This window comes from Allobosea sp. 10N428, assembly GCF_056394545.1.
In genome coordinates this window covers 488,331-504,044 of the sequence record NZ_JBFTIC010000001.1, presented here as the reverse complement: position 1 = coordinate 504,044, position 15,714 = coordinate 488,331, and the positions used below count along the sequence as shown (strand labels likewise).

The window sequence follows — 15,714 nt, the reverse complement described above, 5'->3', positions numbered from 1 at the left end:
GAGCTTATTCCTCGTCGCGCTTCTTGCCGTGCAGCCAGCCCGATGCTCGCTGCGCCAGCCTGAGCGCTAAGGGAGAGGCCTTGATCCGCCGCTTGAGCTCCCGCTTCGCCCGGGCCGTCGCGGCGAAGAGCCGGCCCTTCAAGGTGAGCGGCAGAAAGGTGTCGACCAGGTCGTCATGGTCGTCGCAGAAGGTGGTCTTGTAGCGTGCTTCGCCCACGCCGAGATCGAAGACGGCCGACCCATCATTGCATTTCTGCCGGATCAGCTCGGCCAGCAGCAATTCTCCCGGGCTGGTCCGGATGGTTTCGCTGTCCATGTCGAACGAGGTCGCCATCCCCGAGAACCGCTCGCCTTGCGCGGCGCCGACATAGGTGGCGACGCTTTTCCCCGCCAGATCGAGCGAGTAGAGCTCGATCCTCGGCGCCGCCTCATCCGTGCCGACTGCCGCGCGCGACAGGAATGCGCGCACTGCCGGCTCGGCAAACGGATCTCGCACACCCATCGCGCGGAAGCGCGCCGCCTTCTGTTCTAGGAACGCCGAGAGGACGCGCTCGATCTCGTCGGGCGTTCCCGCACGGATCATCGTCGAAGGGCCGAAATCCCTGAAGCGGCTGTGCTTGTTCTTGAGCTTCTTGCGCGCATGGCTGCTCATTGAGCGCTTCAGCGTGGCATCGCCGTCGCCAGCGATCAGCGCGAGCTTGTAGGCCCGGCTCGGGCTCGGGCCGGCGGCGAGAAGGGCAGGCGGATTGGCCTGGCCTTGCCATCGCGCCGGCTGATTGACGAAGACGAGCGCGTCCAGACCGCCGATCGCCGCGCCGATCTCGGCGAGCATCTGCTGCGCAAGCGCTGCATCGAGCCTGGCGGCGAAGGCAGGAGCATAGAGACCCATATGGTAGTTCGCATGCTTGCCGCCGATGAACTCGGCGAAGCGGATGCCGTTGCGACGGGTGATGACCAGCGGCAGCAGCGCGCAGAGCGCTCCCTGCGCGTCGCGAAGCAACACGTAGCGGAATGTCATTCCTTCGGCGGTGCCCACCGTTTCCACGAAGGGACGGACCCAGCCATAGGCCTGATAGGGCGTGACCAGCGCCTGCGCCTCGAATTCAAGCCAGGCCCCCTCGAGCGAACGGATGTCGCTCTGCACGGAGATCGATGCCCAGGGCCGCATCTCTGCATGGCTGGCAGCGGCATCGGTTCGCGGGTGCGATGTTTCGGCGGCGATGGCAGGCATGGCTTCTCGGCCCCTCGGCGGATTGAGGCGTATCCTCCTTAACCCGTCATTGTGAACGGATCGGTCATGATCCCCCGGCCCGGCAGCGCCATTGTGCAACAGCGTTAGCGGGTGGTTGCACGGAATGGCGATGAACGGACGTCACAAGGCCATCGCGGCCGCATTCAAGCTGATGGCGGCGACGGGCGCGGATCGCTGGGGCCGCAGCTTTGCGCAAGGCGCAGGGATGATCCTGACCTTGCACCATGTCCGTCCGCGGCTGGCGCGTGGCTTCGCGCCCAACGCGTTGCTGGAGATCACGCCCGAGTTTCTCGACGAGGCTCTCAGCCTCATCCGGGCCGAGGGCTACGACATCGTTTCGCTCGACGAGGCCGTCCTGCGCCTGCAGCAGCCGAAGCGCGGCCGTTTCTTCGTCGCGCTGACCTTCGACGACGGCTATCGCGACAATGTCGATCACGCGTGGCCGGTGCTGGCGAAGCATGGCGCGCCGTGGACGCTCTTCGTTACACCGGGCTTTGCCGATCGCACGGCGCGGCTCTGGTGGCTGGAGTTGGAAGAGGCGATCCGTATCTTGCCGCGGCTCGACATCGCGTTGCCTGAAGGCCCCTTCACGGCCCGCACCGAGACCGACGCCGAGAAGAATCGTGCTTTCGACAGGCTCTATTGGCGTCTGCGCAAAGGGCCGGAGACGATTCTCCTGTCGGCGATTTCCGAGCTTGCCGCGCAGGCCGGCATCGATGCCACGGCTCTGGTCGAGCGCGAATGCCTGCCATGGGAGACGCTACGGTCGCTCTCCGGCGCGCCGGGCATCACCATCGGCGCCCACACCCTGACGCACCCGATGCTAGCCAAACATGATGCCGAGGCCGCGCGCCGCGAGATCGCCGAGAGCAAGGCGCGGCTGGAGGCGGAACTGGCAATGCCGATCCGCCATTTCGCCTATCCTGTCGGTAATCCCGGCTCGGCTGGGCCGCGCGAATTCGCGCTGGCGCGGGAGGCGGGCTTCGAAAGCGCTGTCACGACGCGGCCGGGGCATCTTTTTGCCGAGCACGCCGCCCATCTCCATGCCCTGCCGCGCGTCTCGCTCAACGGCCTCCACCAGAACGAGGCTGCGCTGCGGGCGCTGTTGTCAGGGCTGCCGTTCTGGCTGCGGAACCGGGGACGCAGCCTTGATATCGCCTGACGAGGCTCAGGCCTCGTCCTTGCGCTCCATCCATTTGATCAGTGGCAGCAGCGGCAGCACCCAGGCGAGGCCGAGCACGACATAGGCGATCGTCTGGACGAGCTTCGGCGCCTCGGTGATCCGGCCCTGTGCCAGCGCCATCGCAACCAGCGCGTAGACGCAGACGAAGACGAGGATCAGCACCGTTCCGAGCAGCTTGCGGTTGCGTTGTCTCATCGGGTTCTCCGCCGCTCGCTCGGGCCTTGCATCGCTCCTGCGGCATTGCAGGCGTTGTCGCGCTGTCGCGACGGGTCTATGTCACCGCCATCAGCGCTTGTGAAGCGCCAGCCAGCATCTGCGACCGAAAGCCCGCCCGTGACCCTCGCCCTCGACCAGACCCGCGCCGACGCCAAGGCCGCTCATGCCGGCATCCGCCGCTGGCTCGGGGTGGTGGCGGGCCTCGTCTTCCTGATGGTCGTCGTCGGCGGCGCGACGCGGCTGACGGGCTCGGGCCTCTCCATCACCGAATGGAAGCCGATCACCGGCGCGCTGCCGCCGCTCTCGGCCGGGGCCTGGGCCGAGGAGTTCGCCAAGTATCAGGCGAGCCCGCAGTACCAAATCCTCAACAACGGCATGAGCCTTGGCGAATTCCAGTTCATCTACTGGTGGGAATGGGGCCATCGCCAGCTCGGCCGCTTGATCGGGCTGATCTATCTCGCCGGTTTCCTCGTCGTGGCGCTGCGCCGCCTGCTGCCGGCGCGGCAGATCGCGACGCTGTTCGGCATGGGGCTGTTGCTCGGCCTGCAGGGCGCGATCGGCTGGATCATGGTCGCGTCCGGCCTCCAGCCCGGCATGGTCGCGGTCGCTCCGGTGAAGCTGACGCTGCATCTCACCTTCGCCGGCCTATTCTTTGCTTCGGTCGTTGCCTTCGCGACGACGCTGACGCCGCTGCGGCGGGTCGAACCGGCGCGGGGCAGGGCGACCGCCTGGCTGCTCCTGCTGTTGCTCTTCGTGCAGGTTGCGCTCGGCGGCCTCGTCGCCGGCTCCAAGGCGGGCTTCACCTTCAACACCTGGCCGCTGATGGACGGCACGCTCGTCCCGCCCGGCTCGCTGCTCTTCGCCCAGACGCCGTTCTGGGAGAACTTCGTCGACAATGTTGCGCTCGTGCAGTTCAACCACCGCATCGGCGCCTACGTTCTTTTTGCCGTCGCGCTCTGGAACGTCCTGCGGCTGCGCCGCGCCGCGCCGGGATCGGGCAGCGCCAAGCGCGCGACCGCCATCGCCGGGCTCGTGCTGGCCCAATCGGCGCTCGGCATCGTTACGTTGCTGCTGGTCGTACCGCTTTGGGCCGGGCTCGCCCATCAGGCGCTCGGCTTCGCCGTTCTGGCGATGGGCGTGGTGCACCTCACGCGCACTGAGCAGGCGGCGCGCTGCTGAGATTTTCGCCGACCGTCGCATAAACAGAAAGGCGCCGTCGCCGGCGCCTTTTTGGTCTGCAGGTCTCGGGAGGTGCGTGGCTCCGCTCCAAGACGCGGAAGCTCAGGCCAGCGCCTGATCCAGATCGTCGATCAGATCGGCGACATCCTCGAGCCCGATCGAGAGCCGGACGACCTCCGGGCCGGCGCCGGACGCCGTCTTCTGTGCATCGCTGAGCTGTCGGTGCGTGGTCGAGGCCGGGTGGATCACCAGCGAGCGCGTGTCGCCGATATTGGCGAGATGCGAGAACAGCTTCAGATCCGAGACCAGCTTGACGCCGGCATCGTAGCCACCCTTCAGACCGACGGTCATGACCGCGCCGCCGCCCTTGGGCGAATAGCGCTGGGCGAGTTCGTAATACTTGTTCCCCGGCAGGCTGGCATAGCTGACCCAGTCGACGGCGGGATGGGTCGACAGATGCTTGGCGACCGTCAGCGCGTTCTCGCAATGGCGCTGCATGCGCAGCGGCAGCGTCTCGATGCCGGTCAGGATCATGAAGGCGTTGAAGGGCGAGAGTGCCGGACCCATGTCGCGCAGCCCGAGCACGCGGGTGGCGATGGCAAAGGCGAAATTGCCGAAGGTTTCGCCGAGCACCATGCCGTTATATTCCGGCCGCGGCTTGGACAGCATCGGATAGCGCTCGTCGCCGACCCAGTTGAACGAGCCGCCATCGACGATCACGCCGCCGACCGAATTGCCGTGGCCGCCCAGGAATTTCGTGGCGGAGTGCACGACGATGTCGGCACCGTGCTCGAAGGGGCGGATCAGATAGGGGCTCGCCATCGTGTTGTCGACGATCAGCGGGATGTTGTGCTTCTTGGCGATGGCCGCGATGCCGGCGATATCGACCACGACGCCGCCGGGATTGGCGATCGACTCGATGAAGATCGCTTTGGTCTTGGGCGTGATGGCGGCGGCAAAGCTCTCGAGATCGTCGGAGTCGGCCCAGATCACGCTCCAGCCGAAGTTCTTGTAGGAGTGGTTGAACTGGTTGATCGAGCCGCCATAGAGCTTCTTGGCCGCGACGAACTCGTCACCGGGCTGCATCAGCGCGTGGAAGCACAGGAATTCGGCGGCGTGGCCTGAGGCGACCGCAAGAGCAGCCGTGCCGCCTTCAAGCGCCGCGACACGCTCTTCGAGTACGGCATTGGTCGGGTTGCCGATGCGCGAATAGATATTGCCGAAGGCCTGCAGCCCGAACAGCGAGGCTGCGTGGTCGACGTCGTCGAAGACGAAGGAGGTCGTCTGGTAGATCGGCGTGGCGCGCGCGCCTGTCGCCGCATCGGGAGCCGCCCCGGCATGGATGGCGAGTGTGCTGAAACCCGGTGCGCGATCGGACATGGCGTTCTCCCTGACACTTTTGACGAAACCGTTCGTTCGATTTAACGAACGCTGCCGGCAGCGTCAATTCAGGGGCGGGGCGCCAGTTCCGGCCCGATATGCTCCGGCCGCAAGCCCATGCCGACAAGCCGCGCCGGGATGCGGCGCAGCAGCGGGAACCATCGGAGGAGCTTGAGCGGGAAGGGCGGCTGCACCGGCCCGCTGCCGGCAAGGATCGGGGTGATCACGCGATTCTGGATCGCGACCTGCAAGGCTTGCGTCGCCTTTGTCGGAAAGGCCCGGCGTTCCTGCACGGCGGCGAGATCGCTGTCGGCGACGCGCTTCTCGCGCAGTGGCGCGGCAAGCCGGTTGGCGGCTGCGACCGCGTCCTGGATCGCCAGGTTCACGCCGACGCCGCCGATCGGCGACATCGCATGCGCGGCATCGCCGATGCAGAGCAGCCCCGGCTGCCACCATTGCGCCAGTCGGTCGACCGCGACCGAAAGCAGCTTGAGATCGTCCCAGCTCGCGATCTCGCCGGTACGGTCGGCCAGGATCGGCAGCAATTCGGCGAGGCTCGCCTTGAAGGCGTCGAGCCCGGCAGCCCGGAGCTTCTCCAGCGCTCCTTTCGGGATGACATAGGCGCATTGCCAGTAGTCGCCGCGGTTCAGCATCACGGCGAAGCGTCCACGCGCGACTTGCCCGAAGGTCTGCGCCGCATCGCTCGCGCGCCGGGACAGGCGGAACCAGAGCACATCCATCGGCGCGCCGATCTCGTGGACCGAGAAGCCGCCGGCCTGCCGCAGATCCGAATGGCGGCCATCCGCCGCAACGACGAGATCGGCGGTGATCGTCGTCTCGCCGTCCTCTGTCTGCGCGGTGATGCCGGTGACGCGCCCGCCCTCGCGGATCAGCCCCGTCGCCTTGGCCCGCATCAGCAGATGGAAGTGCGGCAGTTCGCGCCCGCGATCGGCGAGGAAATCGAGGAAGTCCCATTGCGGCATGAAGGCGATATAGGGCGCCGCGACCGGCAGATGGCTGAAATCCGCGATCGGCACGTCCTGATCGCCGAAGCGGGCGACGATGCTTTGCTCCTCGGTGTGCGGCAGCTTGAGGAAATCGTCGAGCAGGCCGAGCTCCTGCATCAGCTGCATCGTCGAGGGATGGATGGTGTCGCCCCGAAAATCCCGCAGGAAATCGGCGTGCTTTTCGAGCACCGTCACATCGACGCCGGCCCGCGCCAGCAGGAAGCCCAGCATCATCCCCGCCGGGCCGCCGCCGGCGATGCAGCAGGTCGTCGCAAGCTCGCGCATTGTCCTGCCTCTCCCTTGCGCGTCATTCTCGGGCTTGACCCGAGAATCTCGTGACCAGCTCTCTGGTCTCCGAGATGGTCGGGTCAAGCCCGAGAATGACGCGGATTTATGTCCCCGGCCGGTTGATCGTCAGCTTCTGGAAGCCCTTGCCTGCGAGCGCAGGCTTCTTGGCGGAGAGGATGCGCGAATTGATGCCCTGCCAGCCGATCTCGCCCGACAGCCGAGCATACTCGATCTTCGGGCAGCGGTTCATGATGACGGTGACGCCCTTCGCCTCGGCGCGGGCCGCGGCCTCGTCGTTGCGCACCGAGAGCTGCATCCAGATCACCTTGGGCAGGGGATCGAGCGCCAATGCCTCGTCGGTGATCGGCCCAGCGGCTTGCGAGTTGCGAAAGATCTCGACCATGTCGATCGGGCCGGGAACCTCCTTGAGCGAGGCGTAGACTGTCCTGCCCAGGATGGTCTGCCCGGCGAGGCCGGGATTGACAGGAACGACGTCGTAACCGCGGTCGAGCAGGTATTTCGTCACGATCCAGCTTGGGCGCGCCTCATTCGCGGAGGCGCCGACAAGCGCGATCCGCTTCGTTTCGCGCAGAATGCGACGGATCACGGTGTCGTCGTAGGATTCGTGGCTCAATTGCGGGCACTCGCAAAAAAGTGAAGGGTACCAGAACGCTCCAACGGCATATCAACGTACGCTCAACATAGGCCCGCCATGCTTTGGTGCTTTGCTGGCGCGTCGGGGATGGCCCCCGACTTGTCAGTAGAAACGGAGGGCCTGCCATGTGCGACTATAGCCTGCACAATGTGATGTCCACTCCAGCCAAGGTCGGCGACGAACTGGTTTCGACCCGCTTTCCGCAAGCGAGCACCCGCGGCTTCTGCGCTGTCGGCCGGCCGGACGTGGCGGTCTGCGTGATGCCCGGCACGGAGCTGGCCTTCGCGGCCGATATCGAGTGTGATCGTGGCATGGGGCTGCTGCCGAACCGGAGATATCGCGCCCGGGTCGCTCGGTTCCGCCAGGTCGACCTCGACAAGCCCTATGTCCATCACGACGCACTCGAGCTGCCGGATGGACGCCTGGTCATGGTGACGAGCCTGGTGGAGGGGCAGTGCGCCACGGTCCTGCAATTGCCGGCCGAGCCGGCGCGCGAGGGCGAGGCCGCCACGCCTGCGCCGGTCGTGGAACACCACTATCGGGAAATCGTCTGAATGCGCTGCAGATAAGCCCGGCAGTCGATGCGCCGGGCCTGCTATGATTCCCAGATCGGCGCGCGCTTTTCCATGAACGCGCCGATCCCTTCCTCGGCGTCGCGCGCGAGCATGTTCTCGACCATGACCGCCGAAGCGTGGTCGTATGCGGCCTTCAGCCCCATCTCGCGCTGCTCGTAGAAGGCGCGCTTGCCGATCTTGACCGTTGCCGGTGATTTCGAGGTGATGATGCCGGCGAGCCGTTGCGCCTCCGCCAATGCGTCGCCGGCCGGCACGACGCGGTTGACGAGCCCCATCCGGGCCGCCTCCGTTGCCGGCACCATCTCGCCGAGCAGCAGCATCTCCAGCGCATGCTTGGCCGAAAGGTTGCGCGAGAGCGCGACCATCGGCGTCGAGCAGAACAGGCCGATATGGACGCCCGGCGTGCAGAAACGGGCGTCGCTGCCGGCGACAGCGAGGTCGCAGCTCGCTACGAGCTGGCAACCGGCGGCCGTCGCCGTGCCCTCGATGGCCGCGATCACCGGCTGGGGCAGGGCGGTGATCTGCTGCATCACGCCTGAGCAGCGCCCGAGGATATCCGTGAAATAGGCCCGCCCACGATCTGCATCGGCGCGATGGGCGGTCATTTCCTTCAGATCATGCCCGGCGCTGAAGACGGGGCCGGCGGCGGCGAGGATGACGACGCGCACCGAGCGGTCGGCGGCGATCGCGGTGAAAGCCTCGCTCAGCGCGGCCAGCATTGCTTCGCTCAGAGGATTGCGAGCCTGCGGGCGGTTCAGCGTCAGCGTCGCGATACCCTCGGCATCCCGCCGCAGGAGGATGGCGGTGGCCGGTTGGTGATGCGCGTTCATGACGATCCTTCCCGGCGCCGCCTGCGCTGCCCTATTTGCGCGAGCCGCCTTCGCGTTTAGGCCTATTGTCGGGGGCAGCCGGCCATGCTGCAAGGGGAGAACTTCCGCCTTAGCCTTCGGTTTTTCGCATGACGATCCGCATGAGCGCCGCCGAGATCGAGAGCTATCTCGACGAGGTCTTTCCGCAGCTCCACCATGGCGGCCGCACCTATTTCATCGAGGAGGTCGGCCCGATGACGGCCCGGATGCGCTGCGACTACCATGAGAAGCATCTGCGCCCGGGCGGGACCATTTCGGGGCCGACGATGATGGCGCTGGCCGATCTCGCGCTCTACGCGGCGATCCTCGCCCAGATCGGCCCGGTCGGTCTCGCGGTGACGACGAGCCTCAACTTCAATTTCCTGCGCAAGCCCGGGAAGGCCGCCCTGATCGGGGAGGCGAAGCTGCTCAAGCTCGGCAAGCGGCTCGCCGTCGGCGAGGTCTGCCTCTATTCGCAGGGCGAGACCGAGATGGTCTGCCACGCGACGGGGACCTATTCGATCCCTGCACGCTGATCCCCGGTCCTGCGTGGAAGAATGATGCGGTATCAGGATACCTTTATTCTCATCGCTATGAGAAAATTGCGTTTTTCGGAAATCTGCACTTTAGAAGCGGCTTGACAGCCGGCTCCACGCCTCCTATTGCCAGCCCACACCGCCGCCGGACCTCCGGCGGCTTGTCCTTTTTCTTACGCAACTGAAGGGTGCCCGCGATGAAGACCGTCTCGCTCAAGCCCGCCGATGTCGAAAAGAAGTGGGTTGTGATCGACGCCTCCGGGCTCGTCGTCGGCCGTCTCGCCTCCGTGGTGGCGATGCGTCTGCGCGGCAAGCACAAGGCCGCCTACACCCCCCATGTCGACTGCGGCGATAACGTCATCGTCATCAACGCCGAGAAGGTCTCCCTGACCGGCCGCAAGCGTGACCAGAAGGTGTACTACCACCACACTGGCTTCCCGGGCGGCATCAAGGAGCGTTCGGCCAAGTTCATCCTGGAAGGCCGCTTCCCCGAGCGCGTCGTCGAGAAGGCCATCGAGCGTATGCTGCCGCGCGGCCCGCTCTTCCGCCAGATCCTCGGCAATCTGCGCGTCTACAAGGGCGCGGAGCATCCGCACGCTGCCCAGTCGCCGGAGGCGCTCGACGTCGCCGCGCTCAACAGCAAGAACAAGAGGGTCTGACCGTGGCCGAAGTTCTTCAGTCTCTCTCCCAGCTTGGCGATGCAGCCAAGCCCGCTCAGCCGGAAGCTCCGGTCCACGTCAAGAAGGTCGATGCCCAGGGCCGCGCCTATGCCACTGGCAAGCGCAAGAATGCCATCGCCCGCGTCTGGATCAAGCCCGGCTCCGGCAAGGTCACGGTCAATGGCCGCGATCAGGAGATCTATTTCGCCCGTCCGGTGCTGCGTCTCGTCCTGAAGCAGCCCCTGCAGCACGTCGATCGCCTGACCCAGTACGACGTCATCGTCTCGGTCAAGGGCGGCGGTCTCTCCGGCCAGGCCGGCGCTGTCCGCCACGGCATCTCCAAGGCCCTGACCTTCTATGAGCCGGAGCTTCGCGGCCCGCTCAAGAAGGAAGGCTTCCTGACCCGCGACTCGCGTGTCGTCGAGCGTAAGAAGTTCGGTAAGGCCAAGGCCCGCCGCAGCTTCCAGTTCTCGAAGCGCTGATCGTTTTCGGCTATTCCGGTATGCGGAGGGGCGGCTCGCAAGAGCCGCCCTTTTCGTATTCTCTGGCGCCTTGTCGACCGATCCGCAGGAGTCCGCCATGAGCCGTCCCGTCCTCCTCGTCACCGGCGGCAGCCGCGGGATCGGCGCGGCGACCTGCATCATGGCGGCCAGGCGCGGCTATGATGTCGCTGTGAACTACCAAAGCAACGGTAAGGCCGCAGCCGCGGTCGTCGAGGCCTGCGAGGCGGCCGGCGCAAAGGCTCTCGCATTGCAGGGCGACATGGCCGATGTCTCCGACATCATCCGCGTCTTCGCTGAAGCCAGGGCGGCGCTCGGTGCGCTCACCCATGTCGTCAACAATGCCGGCATCACCGGCAAGTCGAGTTCCCTGGTCGAGGCGGATGCCGCCGTGATCCGGGCGTGCATCGACGTCAATGTCACCGGCGCAATTCTGGTCGCGCGCGAGGCAGCCCGCGCGCTGATCGCCCATCAGGCGGCGCCGGGGAGGGCGATCGTCAACATCTCCTCGGTCGCGGCCGAACTCGGCTCGCCCGGCGAATATGTCTGGTATGCGGCCTCGAAGGGGGCCGTCGATTCCCTCACCATCGGCCTCGCCAAGGAACTGGCGCCTCATGGCATCCGCGTCAACGCGGTGGCGCCCGGCATCACCGAGACGGAGATCCATGCTCTTTCGACCGGAGAAGCCGGCCGCGTCGCACGCATCGCGCCGCTGATCCCGCTCAAGCGCGCAGCCACTGCCGAAGAGATCGCAGAGGCGGTGCTGTTCCTCCTGTCGGAGGCATCCAGCTATACGACGGGCGTGATCCTGAAAGTGTCCGGCGGCCGCTGACGCCGATGCCGGGCTGCGCTGGAGCGGGGAGCCCGGCCGCTTCGGGAGCGCGCGGCGGGCGATCAGGGAGCGAGCGGGTCTGATGACCCGCTCGCGACGCTACGCAACGCTACTTTGCACGCAACAACTCGTCGCGGGGCGAGGAATTCCTCGGGCCCCGATAGTGTCAGTCGCAGACCTCGACCTGCTTCATTGCGCCATCGATGGGAGCCTGGGTGAATCGGCAGGGATTGGCCTTCACGGGCGGCGAGTAATAAGCGTCCGTCGCCTGGTCATGGTATTTTGGATATTCCTGCGGCTCCTGCTGGGGTTGCGGAACAAGTTGGTTCACAGCCGGCTGATGTGCCTTGGCGGCTATGGTGGTGACCAGATTGCCGGCACTGCTCAGCGTCGGATTCGGCGTTGCCGGATGGGCTGAGGCTGCCGATTGCACGGCAATGCCTCCAAGGGCGAAAGTCAGGGCGAACGCCGCTGCGGCCAGTGTCTTCTTCATCGCTGTCTCCGAAACCACTGCATCGATAGGCAAGGGGTTATTCGTTCCTGCACGCTTGCAGGAACACCCAAGGATGCTTCCGGAAAAAAGACGCTCCGCAGCTTGATCCGTGGCATTTTCGCGGCAAGGATCACAATGATGTGCGTGCTTATTATACGGAGGCATACGAAGCCGACGGGGCGTAGGGAGCGCCGCCTCTCGCGCGTCGTTCGCCGCTGATGTAGCAAGAGCCTATGCGCGTCCTCCTCATTCTGATCGCCTTCGGCATGATCGCGGTGCCGGCCTTGCTGATGCTGGCGCAGGAGGATCTCCCGCGCGCTCGGCGGATAGGCAGGGCATTGGCCATCTTCCTCGCTCCGGCGGTGGCGCTCGGCTTCATCCATGGCGTCCCGGAGCTCGACGGGCGCGCGATCAACAACCCCAACGCCTGGACGATGCTGCGTCTTGTGCTGACGGCGCTGGCGCTGATCCTGCCCTGGTGCCTCTTCGTCTGGTTCAACGCGCGCCGCTGATTCGAAGGACCATCATGACCGAAGCCAGCGACAAGCCGCCGATCGACCACGCCTTCACGGGCGAGCGGCGTGGCGGCGCGGCCGACCCGACCTATGCCGGCGCGCTCTCCTTCATGCGCCGGCCCTATGGCAAGGATGTCGCGGGCTGCGATCTCGTGATCTGGGGCGTGCCCTTCGATCTTTCCGTCACCAACCGGCCGGGTGCGCGGTTCGGTCCGCAGGCGATCAGGCGCGCGAGCGCGGTCTTCGACGGCGATCCGCAATATCCGTCGGGTATCGACCCCTTCGCCCGTCTTTCGGCCATGGACTACGGCGACTGTGCCCTGCCGCGCGGTGACCTTTCGGGCTGTGCCGGGGCGATCGAGGCGGAGGCCGCCGCCATCCTTGCTGGCGGCGCGCATCTGATAACGCTGGGCGGCGATCATTTCATCACCCTGCCGCTGCTGCGCGCCCATGCCGCCCGCCATGGCCAGCTGGCTCTGATCCAGTTCGATGCCCATCAGGATACCTGGGATGACGGCCCCGGCGGGATCGGTCATGGCAGTTTTGCGCTGGAGGCGGTCCGAGAGGGGGTGATCGATGTCGAGCGCTCGATCCAGATCGGCATCCGCACCGTCGCACCGCGCGACTGCGGCATCGCCATCCTCGACGCCTATGAGGCACACGCACTCGGCGTCGCCGGGATGGCGCAGCGCATCCGGGAGCGGGTAGGGCAGGGTCCTGCCTACCTCACCTTCGACATCGATGCGCTCGACCCTGCCTTCGCCCCGGGTACGGGCACGCCGGTCTCGGGCGGGTTCAGTGCGGATCAGGCTCTGCGTGCCCTCTGGGCGCTCCGAGACCTCGACATTCGCGGCATGGATGTCGTCGAGGTCTCGCCGCCTTATGACCACGCCGACATCACCGCGATCGCCGCCTCGACCATCGTGCAGCATCACATTCAGGCACTGGCGCTGAAGCAGGCGGGTTGAATCGGTTTGCGAACAGGTGGAATCGAATTCCGAGCCGCTGCCCGCAAGCCGTTGCGGCGACTCGGAAAAGAGGAACGCCGCCTTCGATCCGCCGAGCCGGCAAGAGCGTGGCGCGGTGCGGTTATGCTTCCGGCCGAAGCCTGCCGTTATTGACAGGGCCCGGTGGCTCCCTCATATCGAAGCGATGGTCAGTAACCTGTCCCGACGTCGCCCGTACCAGGCCGCTCCGGCGCGCCCGCGATGACGCTCGGCCGATGACCGAACGCCCGCGACCGCGCCGTGAAGCGCGGTTTTTTTATGCCTGAAGCCCATCCATTGACGTGCCTACCCAGCGATCGGGGGTCCTGATGAGCCAGAACCTGAAAACCATCTTCATCGACGGCGAAGCCGGCACGACCGGGCTTGGCATCCGCGAGCGGCTGGCTGCGGTGCCGGAGGTCGCGGTCAAGAGCATCGACCCCGGCAAGCGCAAGGATCCGGCCGCGCGGAAGGACATGATGGCGAGCGTCGATCTCGTCGTGCTCTGCCTGCCGGACGACGCCGCCAAGGAATCGGTTGTGCTCGCCGACGAACTCGGCACGAACGCGCCCAAGATCGTCGACGCCGCCACCGCCCATCGCGTCGCGCCGGGCTGGGTCTATGGCTTCGCCGAACTCGCGCCGGGCCATGCCGAAAAGATCGCCAAGGCCGATCGCGTCGCCAATCCGGGGTGCTATCCGACCGGCGCCATCGCGTTGCTGCGCCCGCTCGTCGATGCCGGACTGATGGCGCACGACCATCCCGTCACGATCAATGCCGTCTCCGGCTATTCCGGCGGTGGCAAGTCGATGATCGAGGAGTACGAGACCGGTGTCGCACCGGCCTTCGAGCTCTACGGCCTGGGCCTGCGCCACAAGCACCTGCCGGAGCTGCAAGCCTATGCCAAGCTGACGCGGCGGCCGATCTTCGTGCCCTCCGTCGGGAATTTCCGGCAGGGCATGCTGGTCTCGATTCCGCTGCATCTCGACACGCTGCCCGGGCGGCCGAGCATCGCCGATCTCCATCATACGTTGGCCGAGCGCTATGCCGGCTCGAGCTATGTCAGCGTGCACTCCCAGGAGGGCATGGGCGGCAAGATCGAGCCGGAAGCGCTGAACGATACCAACAAGCTCGAGCTGCGCGTCTTCGGGCAGGACGATCTCGGCCAGGCCGTGCTCGTCGCGCGCCTGGACAATCTCGGCAAGGGCGCCTCGGGCGCCGCTGTCCAGAATATCCGCCTGATGCTCGGCCTGCCGGAAGGCTGAGGCCGCGCGGGGCGCTTCAACCGCCGATTGCGTCGAAAGGCTTAGTTGGTCTCCCCCAAACAGGGGAGGCCAAGTTGTCGTGGCAAGACTATGCTGCCGGTCAAAGAGGAAGACGTGGCGGGCAGCGATTTCGAAAACGCGCTGATCGACGGCATTTATGAAGCCGCGATCGTGCCTGAGGGCTGGTCCCGCGTCCTGCGGGATACGGCCCGGCTCGCCGGTTGCAAGGAAGCGCTGCTCGGCACGGTCCTCGATGACGACGCCCGCCTGATCGCGTCCTCTCCCGAGTTCGGGGAAGCCTATGAAGAATTGCTGCGGCGCATCCCGTTCGGCATCAACGAGCGGGCGCAGCGTCTGCTTGTCCATGGCCGGCTTGGCTTCATCACTGACAAGGACGTTTTCAGCCAGGACGAGATCGCAAGCGCGCCGCTCTATCAGGATATCCTGATTCCGGCCGGCTATGGTTCCGCTGTCGCCACCGCCATAGCGGCGCCGTCCGGTGATCTGACGATTGTTCATTGCGAGCGGTCCGTGACCGAAGGCTATGTGGATGCAAAAGGCATCTCCGCCCTGGAAAGCCTGCGGTCGCATTTCGCGCGCGCCGGTTTGCTGGGGCGCCGGTTGGCGATGGAGCGGGCGCGAGCCGCGTCGCAGGCCCTCGAGATGATGGGCCTCCCCGCGGCCGTGCTGGGGTTGCGGGGGCAGGTCATCGACGCCAACGCGCTGTTTCAGGATCTGATGCCGGGCGTCTTCCAGGATCGCGCGGCAAGGCTCGCCATTGCCCACGCTCCCGCGGACGATCTGTTGGCCGCGGCCATCGCGGCCTTGTCGCGGCCCGATCTGCCGCAACCGGTACGGTCCCTGCCGATACCGGCACGGCGGGGCGGCGTGCCGATGGTGCTGCATCTCTCGCCGGTGCGCGGGCAGGCGCGCGATGTGTTTTCCTTCGCCAGCGCCATCGTGGTCGCGACGCCGGTGACGGCGGGGGCCGGGCTCGAGGCCGGCCTGATCGGCGGGCTCTTCGACCTGACCCCGGCGGAGGCGCGTCTGGCCGCCGCGATCGCGGGCGGGCATACGCCCCGCGAAGCCGCACAGCGCCTCGGCGTGACCGAGGCGACGGCCCGCACGACGCTGAAGCGCATTCTGGCGAAGACGGGCTCGCGCCGGCAGGCGGATCTCGTCGGGCTGCTCAAGAGCGCCGCGCCGCCGCGGTGAGCCTTGGACCCCCCATTTGGGGGATGCCAGCCCGGCGAAAGCGGGCGAGAGTGTCGAGGCAGAGACGGCTTTGCCGTCCGCGAACGAAACTTTGCGCCGTCAAAGCCGGGTCAAGCGGCTCTGGCGGCGT

General features: G+C 66.4%; 18 protein-coding genes. 11 read left to right on the top strand and 7 right to left on the bottom strand.

Annotation, left to right across the window (positions count from 1 at the left end):
* Window positions 1–4 precede the first annotated feature (4 nt).
* Window positions 5–1,231, bottom strand: coding sequence for a GNAT family N-acetyltransferase (locus AC1DDA_RS02350; RefSeq protein ID WP_476794474.1), 1,227 nt, complete (start codon window positions 1,229–1,231; stop codon window positions 5–7).
* 130 nt (window positions 1,232–1,361) lie between these two features.
* Here AC1DDA_RS02350 and AC1DDA_RS02345 point away from each other — a divergent pair, with 130 nt between their 5' ends.
* On the top strand, window positions 1,362–2,414 hold the full coding sequence (locus AC1DDA_RS02345; protein WP_476794473.1) for a polysaccharide deacetylase family protein: 1,053 nt from the start codon (window positions 1,362–1,364) through the stop codon (window positions 2,412–2,414).
* A gap of 6 nt (window positions 2,415–2,420) precedes the next feature.
* Here AC1DDA_RS02345 and AC1DDA_RS02340 read toward each other — a convergent pair whose 3' ends face one another.
* Window positions 2,421–2,630 (bottom strand): DUF2842 domain-containing protein, encoded by a 210-nt coding sequence (locus tag AC1DDA_RS02340; protein WP_476794472.1) that lies wholly within the window; start codon window positions 2,628–2,630, stop codon window positions 2,421–2,423.
* A gap of 78 nt (window positions 2,631–2,708) precedes the next feature.
* Here AC1DDA_RS02340 and AC1DDA_RS02335 point away from each other — a divergent pair, with 78 nt between their 5' ends.
* Window positions 2,709–3,830 (top strand): COX15/CtaA family protein, encoded by a 1,122-nt coding sequence (locus AC1DDA_RS02335; protein WP_476794471.1) that lies wholly within the window; start codon window positions 2,709–2,711, stop codon window positions 3,828–3,830.
* Window positions 3,831–3,932: 102 nt separating this feature from the next.
* On the opposite strand, the gene AC1DDA_RS02330 is transcribed toward AC1DDA_RS02335, so the two are convergent.
* The 3 genes from AC1DDA_RS02330 to AC1DDA_RS02320 all read right to left on the bottom strand — a co-directional run bounded on the left by AC1DDA_RS02330 (window position 3,933) and on the right by AC1DDA_RS02320 (window position 7,139).
* On the bottom strand, window positions 3,933–5,210 hold the full coding sequence (locus AC1DDA_RS02330) for an O-acetylhomoserine aminocarboxypropyltransferase (RefSeq protein ID WP_476794470.1): 1,278 nt from the start codon (window positions 5,208–5,210) through the stop codon (window positions 3,933–3,935).
* Window positions 5,211–5,278: 68 nt separating this feature from the next.
* Window positions 5,279–6,502 carry an FAD-dependent oxidoreductase gene (locus AC1DDA_RS02325; RefSeq protein ID WP_476794469.1) on the bottom strand — a complete coding sequence of 408 codons (1,224 nt, stop codon included), beginning with the start codon at window positions 6,500–6,502 and terminating at the stop codon, window positions 5,279–5,281.
* 106 nt (window positions 6,503–6,608) lie between these two features.
* Complete coding sequence (locus AC1DDA_RS02320; protein ID WP_476794468.1) at window positions 6,609–7,139, bottom strand: CoA-binding protein; 531 nt, start codon at window positions 7,137–7,139, stop codon at window positions 6,609–6,611.
* 146 nt (window positions 7,140–7,285) lie between these two features.
* Between AC1DDA_RS02320 and AC1DDA_RS02315 the strand changes: the two genes are divergently transcribed.
* Window positions 7,286–7,714 carry a hypothetical protein gene (locus AC1DDA_RS02315; protein ID WP_441511217.1) on the top strand — a complete coding sequence of 143 codons (429 nt, stop codon included), beginning with the start codon at window positions 7,286–7,288 and terminating at the stop codon, window positions 7,712–7,714.
* Window positions 7,715–7,755: 41 nt separating this feature from the next.
* Here the strand turns inward: AC1DDA_RS02315 and AC1DDA_RS02310 are convergent, their stop codons facing one another.
* Window positions 7,756–8,565 (bottom strand): enoyl-CoA hydratase, encoded by an 810-nt coding sequence (locus AC1DDA_RS02310; protein WP_476794467.1) that lies wholly within the window; start codon window positions 8,563–8,565, stop codon window positions 7,756–7,758.
* A gap of 128 nt (window positions 8,566–8,693) precedes the next feature.
* Here AC1DDA_RS02310 and AC1DDA_RS02305 point away from each other — a divergent pair, with 128 nt between their 5' ends.
* The 4 genes from AC1DDA_RS02305 (at window position 8,694) to AC1DDA_RS02290 (ending at window position 11,110) form a co-directional block, all read left to right on the top strand.
* The gene (locus tag AC1DDA_RS02305) at window positions 8,694–9,119 is read left to right on the top strand and encodes a PaaI family thioesterase (RefSeq protein WP_476794466.1); all 426 of its coding nucleotides are present in this window, start codon (window positions 8,694–8,696) and stop codon (window positions 9,117–9,119) included.
* A 197-nt stretch (window positions 9,120–9,316) separates the two neighbouring features.
* On the top strand, window positions 9,317–9,778 hold the full coding sequence (gene rplM / locus AC1DDA_RS02300; RefSeq protein ID WP_441511220.1) for a 50S ribosomal protein L13: 462 nt from the start codon (window positions 9,317–9,319) through the stop codon (window positions 9,776–9,778).
* A gap of 2 nt (window positions 9,779–9,780) precedes the next feature.
* A complete protein-coding gene (gene rpsI / locus AC1DDA_RS02295; protein ID WP_441511221.1) occupies window positions 9,781–10,260 on the top strand; it encodes a 30S ribosomal protein S9 in 480 nt (159 codons plus the stop codon).
* A gap of 97 nt (window positions 10,261–10,357) precedes the next feature.
* A complete protein-coding gene (locus AC1DDA_RS02290) occupies window positions 10,358–11,110 on the top strand; it encodes an SDR family oxidoreductase (RefSeq protein ID WP_476794465.1) in 753 nt (250 codons plus the stop codon).
* Window positions 11,111–11,276: 166 nt separating this feature from the next.
* Here AC1DDA_RS02290 and AC1DDA_RS02285 read toward each other — a convergent pair whose 3' ends face one another.
* Window positions 11,277–11,603, bottom strand: a complete 327-nt coding sequence (locus AC1DDA_RS02285; protein ID WP_476794464.1) for a hypothetical protein — start codon at window positions 11,601–11,603, stop codon at window positions 11,277–11,279.
* Between the two features lie 233 nt (window positions 11,604–11,836).
* Here AC1DDA_RS02285 and AC1DDA_RS02280 point away from each other — a divergent pair, with 233 nt between their 5' ends.
* The 4 genes from AC1DDA_RS02280 to AC1DDA_RS02265 all read left to right on the top strand — a co-directional run bounded on the left by AC1DDA_RS02280 (window position 11,837) and on the right by AC1DDA_RS02265 (window position 15,584).
* Window positions 11,837–12,115: a hypothetical protein gene (locus AC1DDA_RS02280; protein WP_441511224.1), complete on the top strand. Its 279-nt coding sequence runs from the start codon at window positions 11,837–11,839 to the stop codon at window positions 12,113–12,115.
* Between the two features lie 14 nt (window positions 12,116–12,129).
* On the top strand, window positions 12,130–13,086 hold the full coding sequence (speB, locus tag AC1DDA_RS02275) for an agmatinase (protein WP_476794463.1): 957 nt from the start codon (window positions 12,130–12,132) through the stop codon (window positions 13,084–13,086).
* Between the two features lie 347 nt (window positions 13,087–13,433).
* Entirely contained in the window at window positions 13,434–14,369 is a 936-nt protein-coding gene (gene argC, locus AC1DDA_RS02270) for an N-acetyl-gamma-glutamyl-phosphate reductase (RefSeq protein WP_476794462.1), read from the top strand.
* Window positions 14,370–14,483: 114 nt separating this feature from the next.
* Window positions 14,484–15,584, top strand: coding sequence for a helix-turn-helix transcriptional regulator (locus AC1DDA_RS02265; RefSeq protein WP_476794461.1), 1,101 nt, complete (start codon window positions 14,484–14,486; stop codon window positions 15,582–15,584).
* Window positions 15,585–15,714: the final 130 nt, after the last annotated feature.

What these genes read in the sequence shown, in the direction of transcription:
- speB (WP_476794463.1), top strand. Translation starts at nt 12,130, where the DNA reads ATGACCGAAGCCAGCGACAAGCCGCCGATCGACCACGCCTTCACGGGC.
- AC1DDA_RS02325 (WP_476794469.1), bottom strand. Translation starts at nt 6,502, where the DNA reads ATGCGCGAGCTTGCGACGACCTGCTGCATCGCCGGCGGCGGCCCGGCG.
- AC1DDA_RS02340 (WP_476794472.1), bottom strand. Translation starts at nt 2,630, where the DNA reads ATGAGACAACGCAACCGCAAGCTGCTCGGAACGGTGCTGATCCTCGTC.
- AC1DDA_RS02305 (WP_476794466.1), top strand. Translation starts at nt 8,694, where the DNA reads ATGACGATCCGCATGAGCGCCGCCGAGATCGAGAGCTATCTCGACGAG.
- AC1DDA_RS02345 (WP_476794473.1), top strand. Translation starts at nt 1,362, where the DNA reads ATGAACGGACGTCACAAGGCCATCGCGGCCGCATTCAAGCTGATGGCG.
- rplM (WP_441511220.1), top strand. Translation starts at nt 9,317, where the DNA reads ATGAAGACCGTCTCGCTCAAGCCCGCCGATGTCGAAAAGAAGTGGGTT.
- AC1DDA_RS02315 (WP_441511217.1), top strand. Translation starts at nt 7,286, where the DNA reads ATGTGCGACTATAGCCTGCACAATGTGATGTCCACTCCAGCCAAGGTC.
- AC1DDA_RS02350 (WP_476794474.1), bottom strand. Translation starts at nt 1,231, where the DNA reads ATGCCTGCCATCGCCGCCGAAACATCGCACCCGCGAACCGATGCCGCT.
- AC1DDA_RS02290 (WP_476794465.1), top strand. Translation starts at nt 10,358, where the DNA reads ATGAGCCGTCCCGTCCTCCTCGTCACCGGCGGCAGCCGCGGGATCGGC.
- AC1DDA_RS02330 (WP_476794470.1), bottom strand. Translation starts at nt 5,210, where the DNA reads ATGTCCGATCGCGCACCGGGTTTCAGCACACTCGCCATCCATGCCGGG.
- AC1DDA_RS02285 (WP_476794464.1), bottom strand. Translation starts at nt 11,603, where the DNA reads ATGAAGAAGACACTGGCCGCAGCGGCGTTCGCCCTGACTTTCGCCCTT.
- AC1DDA_RS02280 (WP_441511224.1), top strand. Translation starts at nt 11,837, where the DNA reads ATGCGCGTCCTCCTCATTCTGATCGCCTTCGGCATGATCGCGGTGCCG.
- AC1DDA_RS02335 (WP_476794471.1), top strand. Translation starts at nt 2,709, where the DNA reads ATGTCACCGCCATCAGCGCTTGTGAAGCGCCAGCCAGCATCTGCGACC.
- AC1DDA_RS02310 (WP_476794467.1), bottom strand. Translation starts at nt 8,565, where the DNA reads ATGAACGCGCATCACCAACCGGCCACCGCCATCCTCCTGCGGCGGGAT.
- argC (WP_476794462.1), top strand. Translation starts at nt 13,434, where the DNA reads ATGAGCCAGAACCTGAAAACCATCTTCATCGACGGCGAAGCCGGCACG.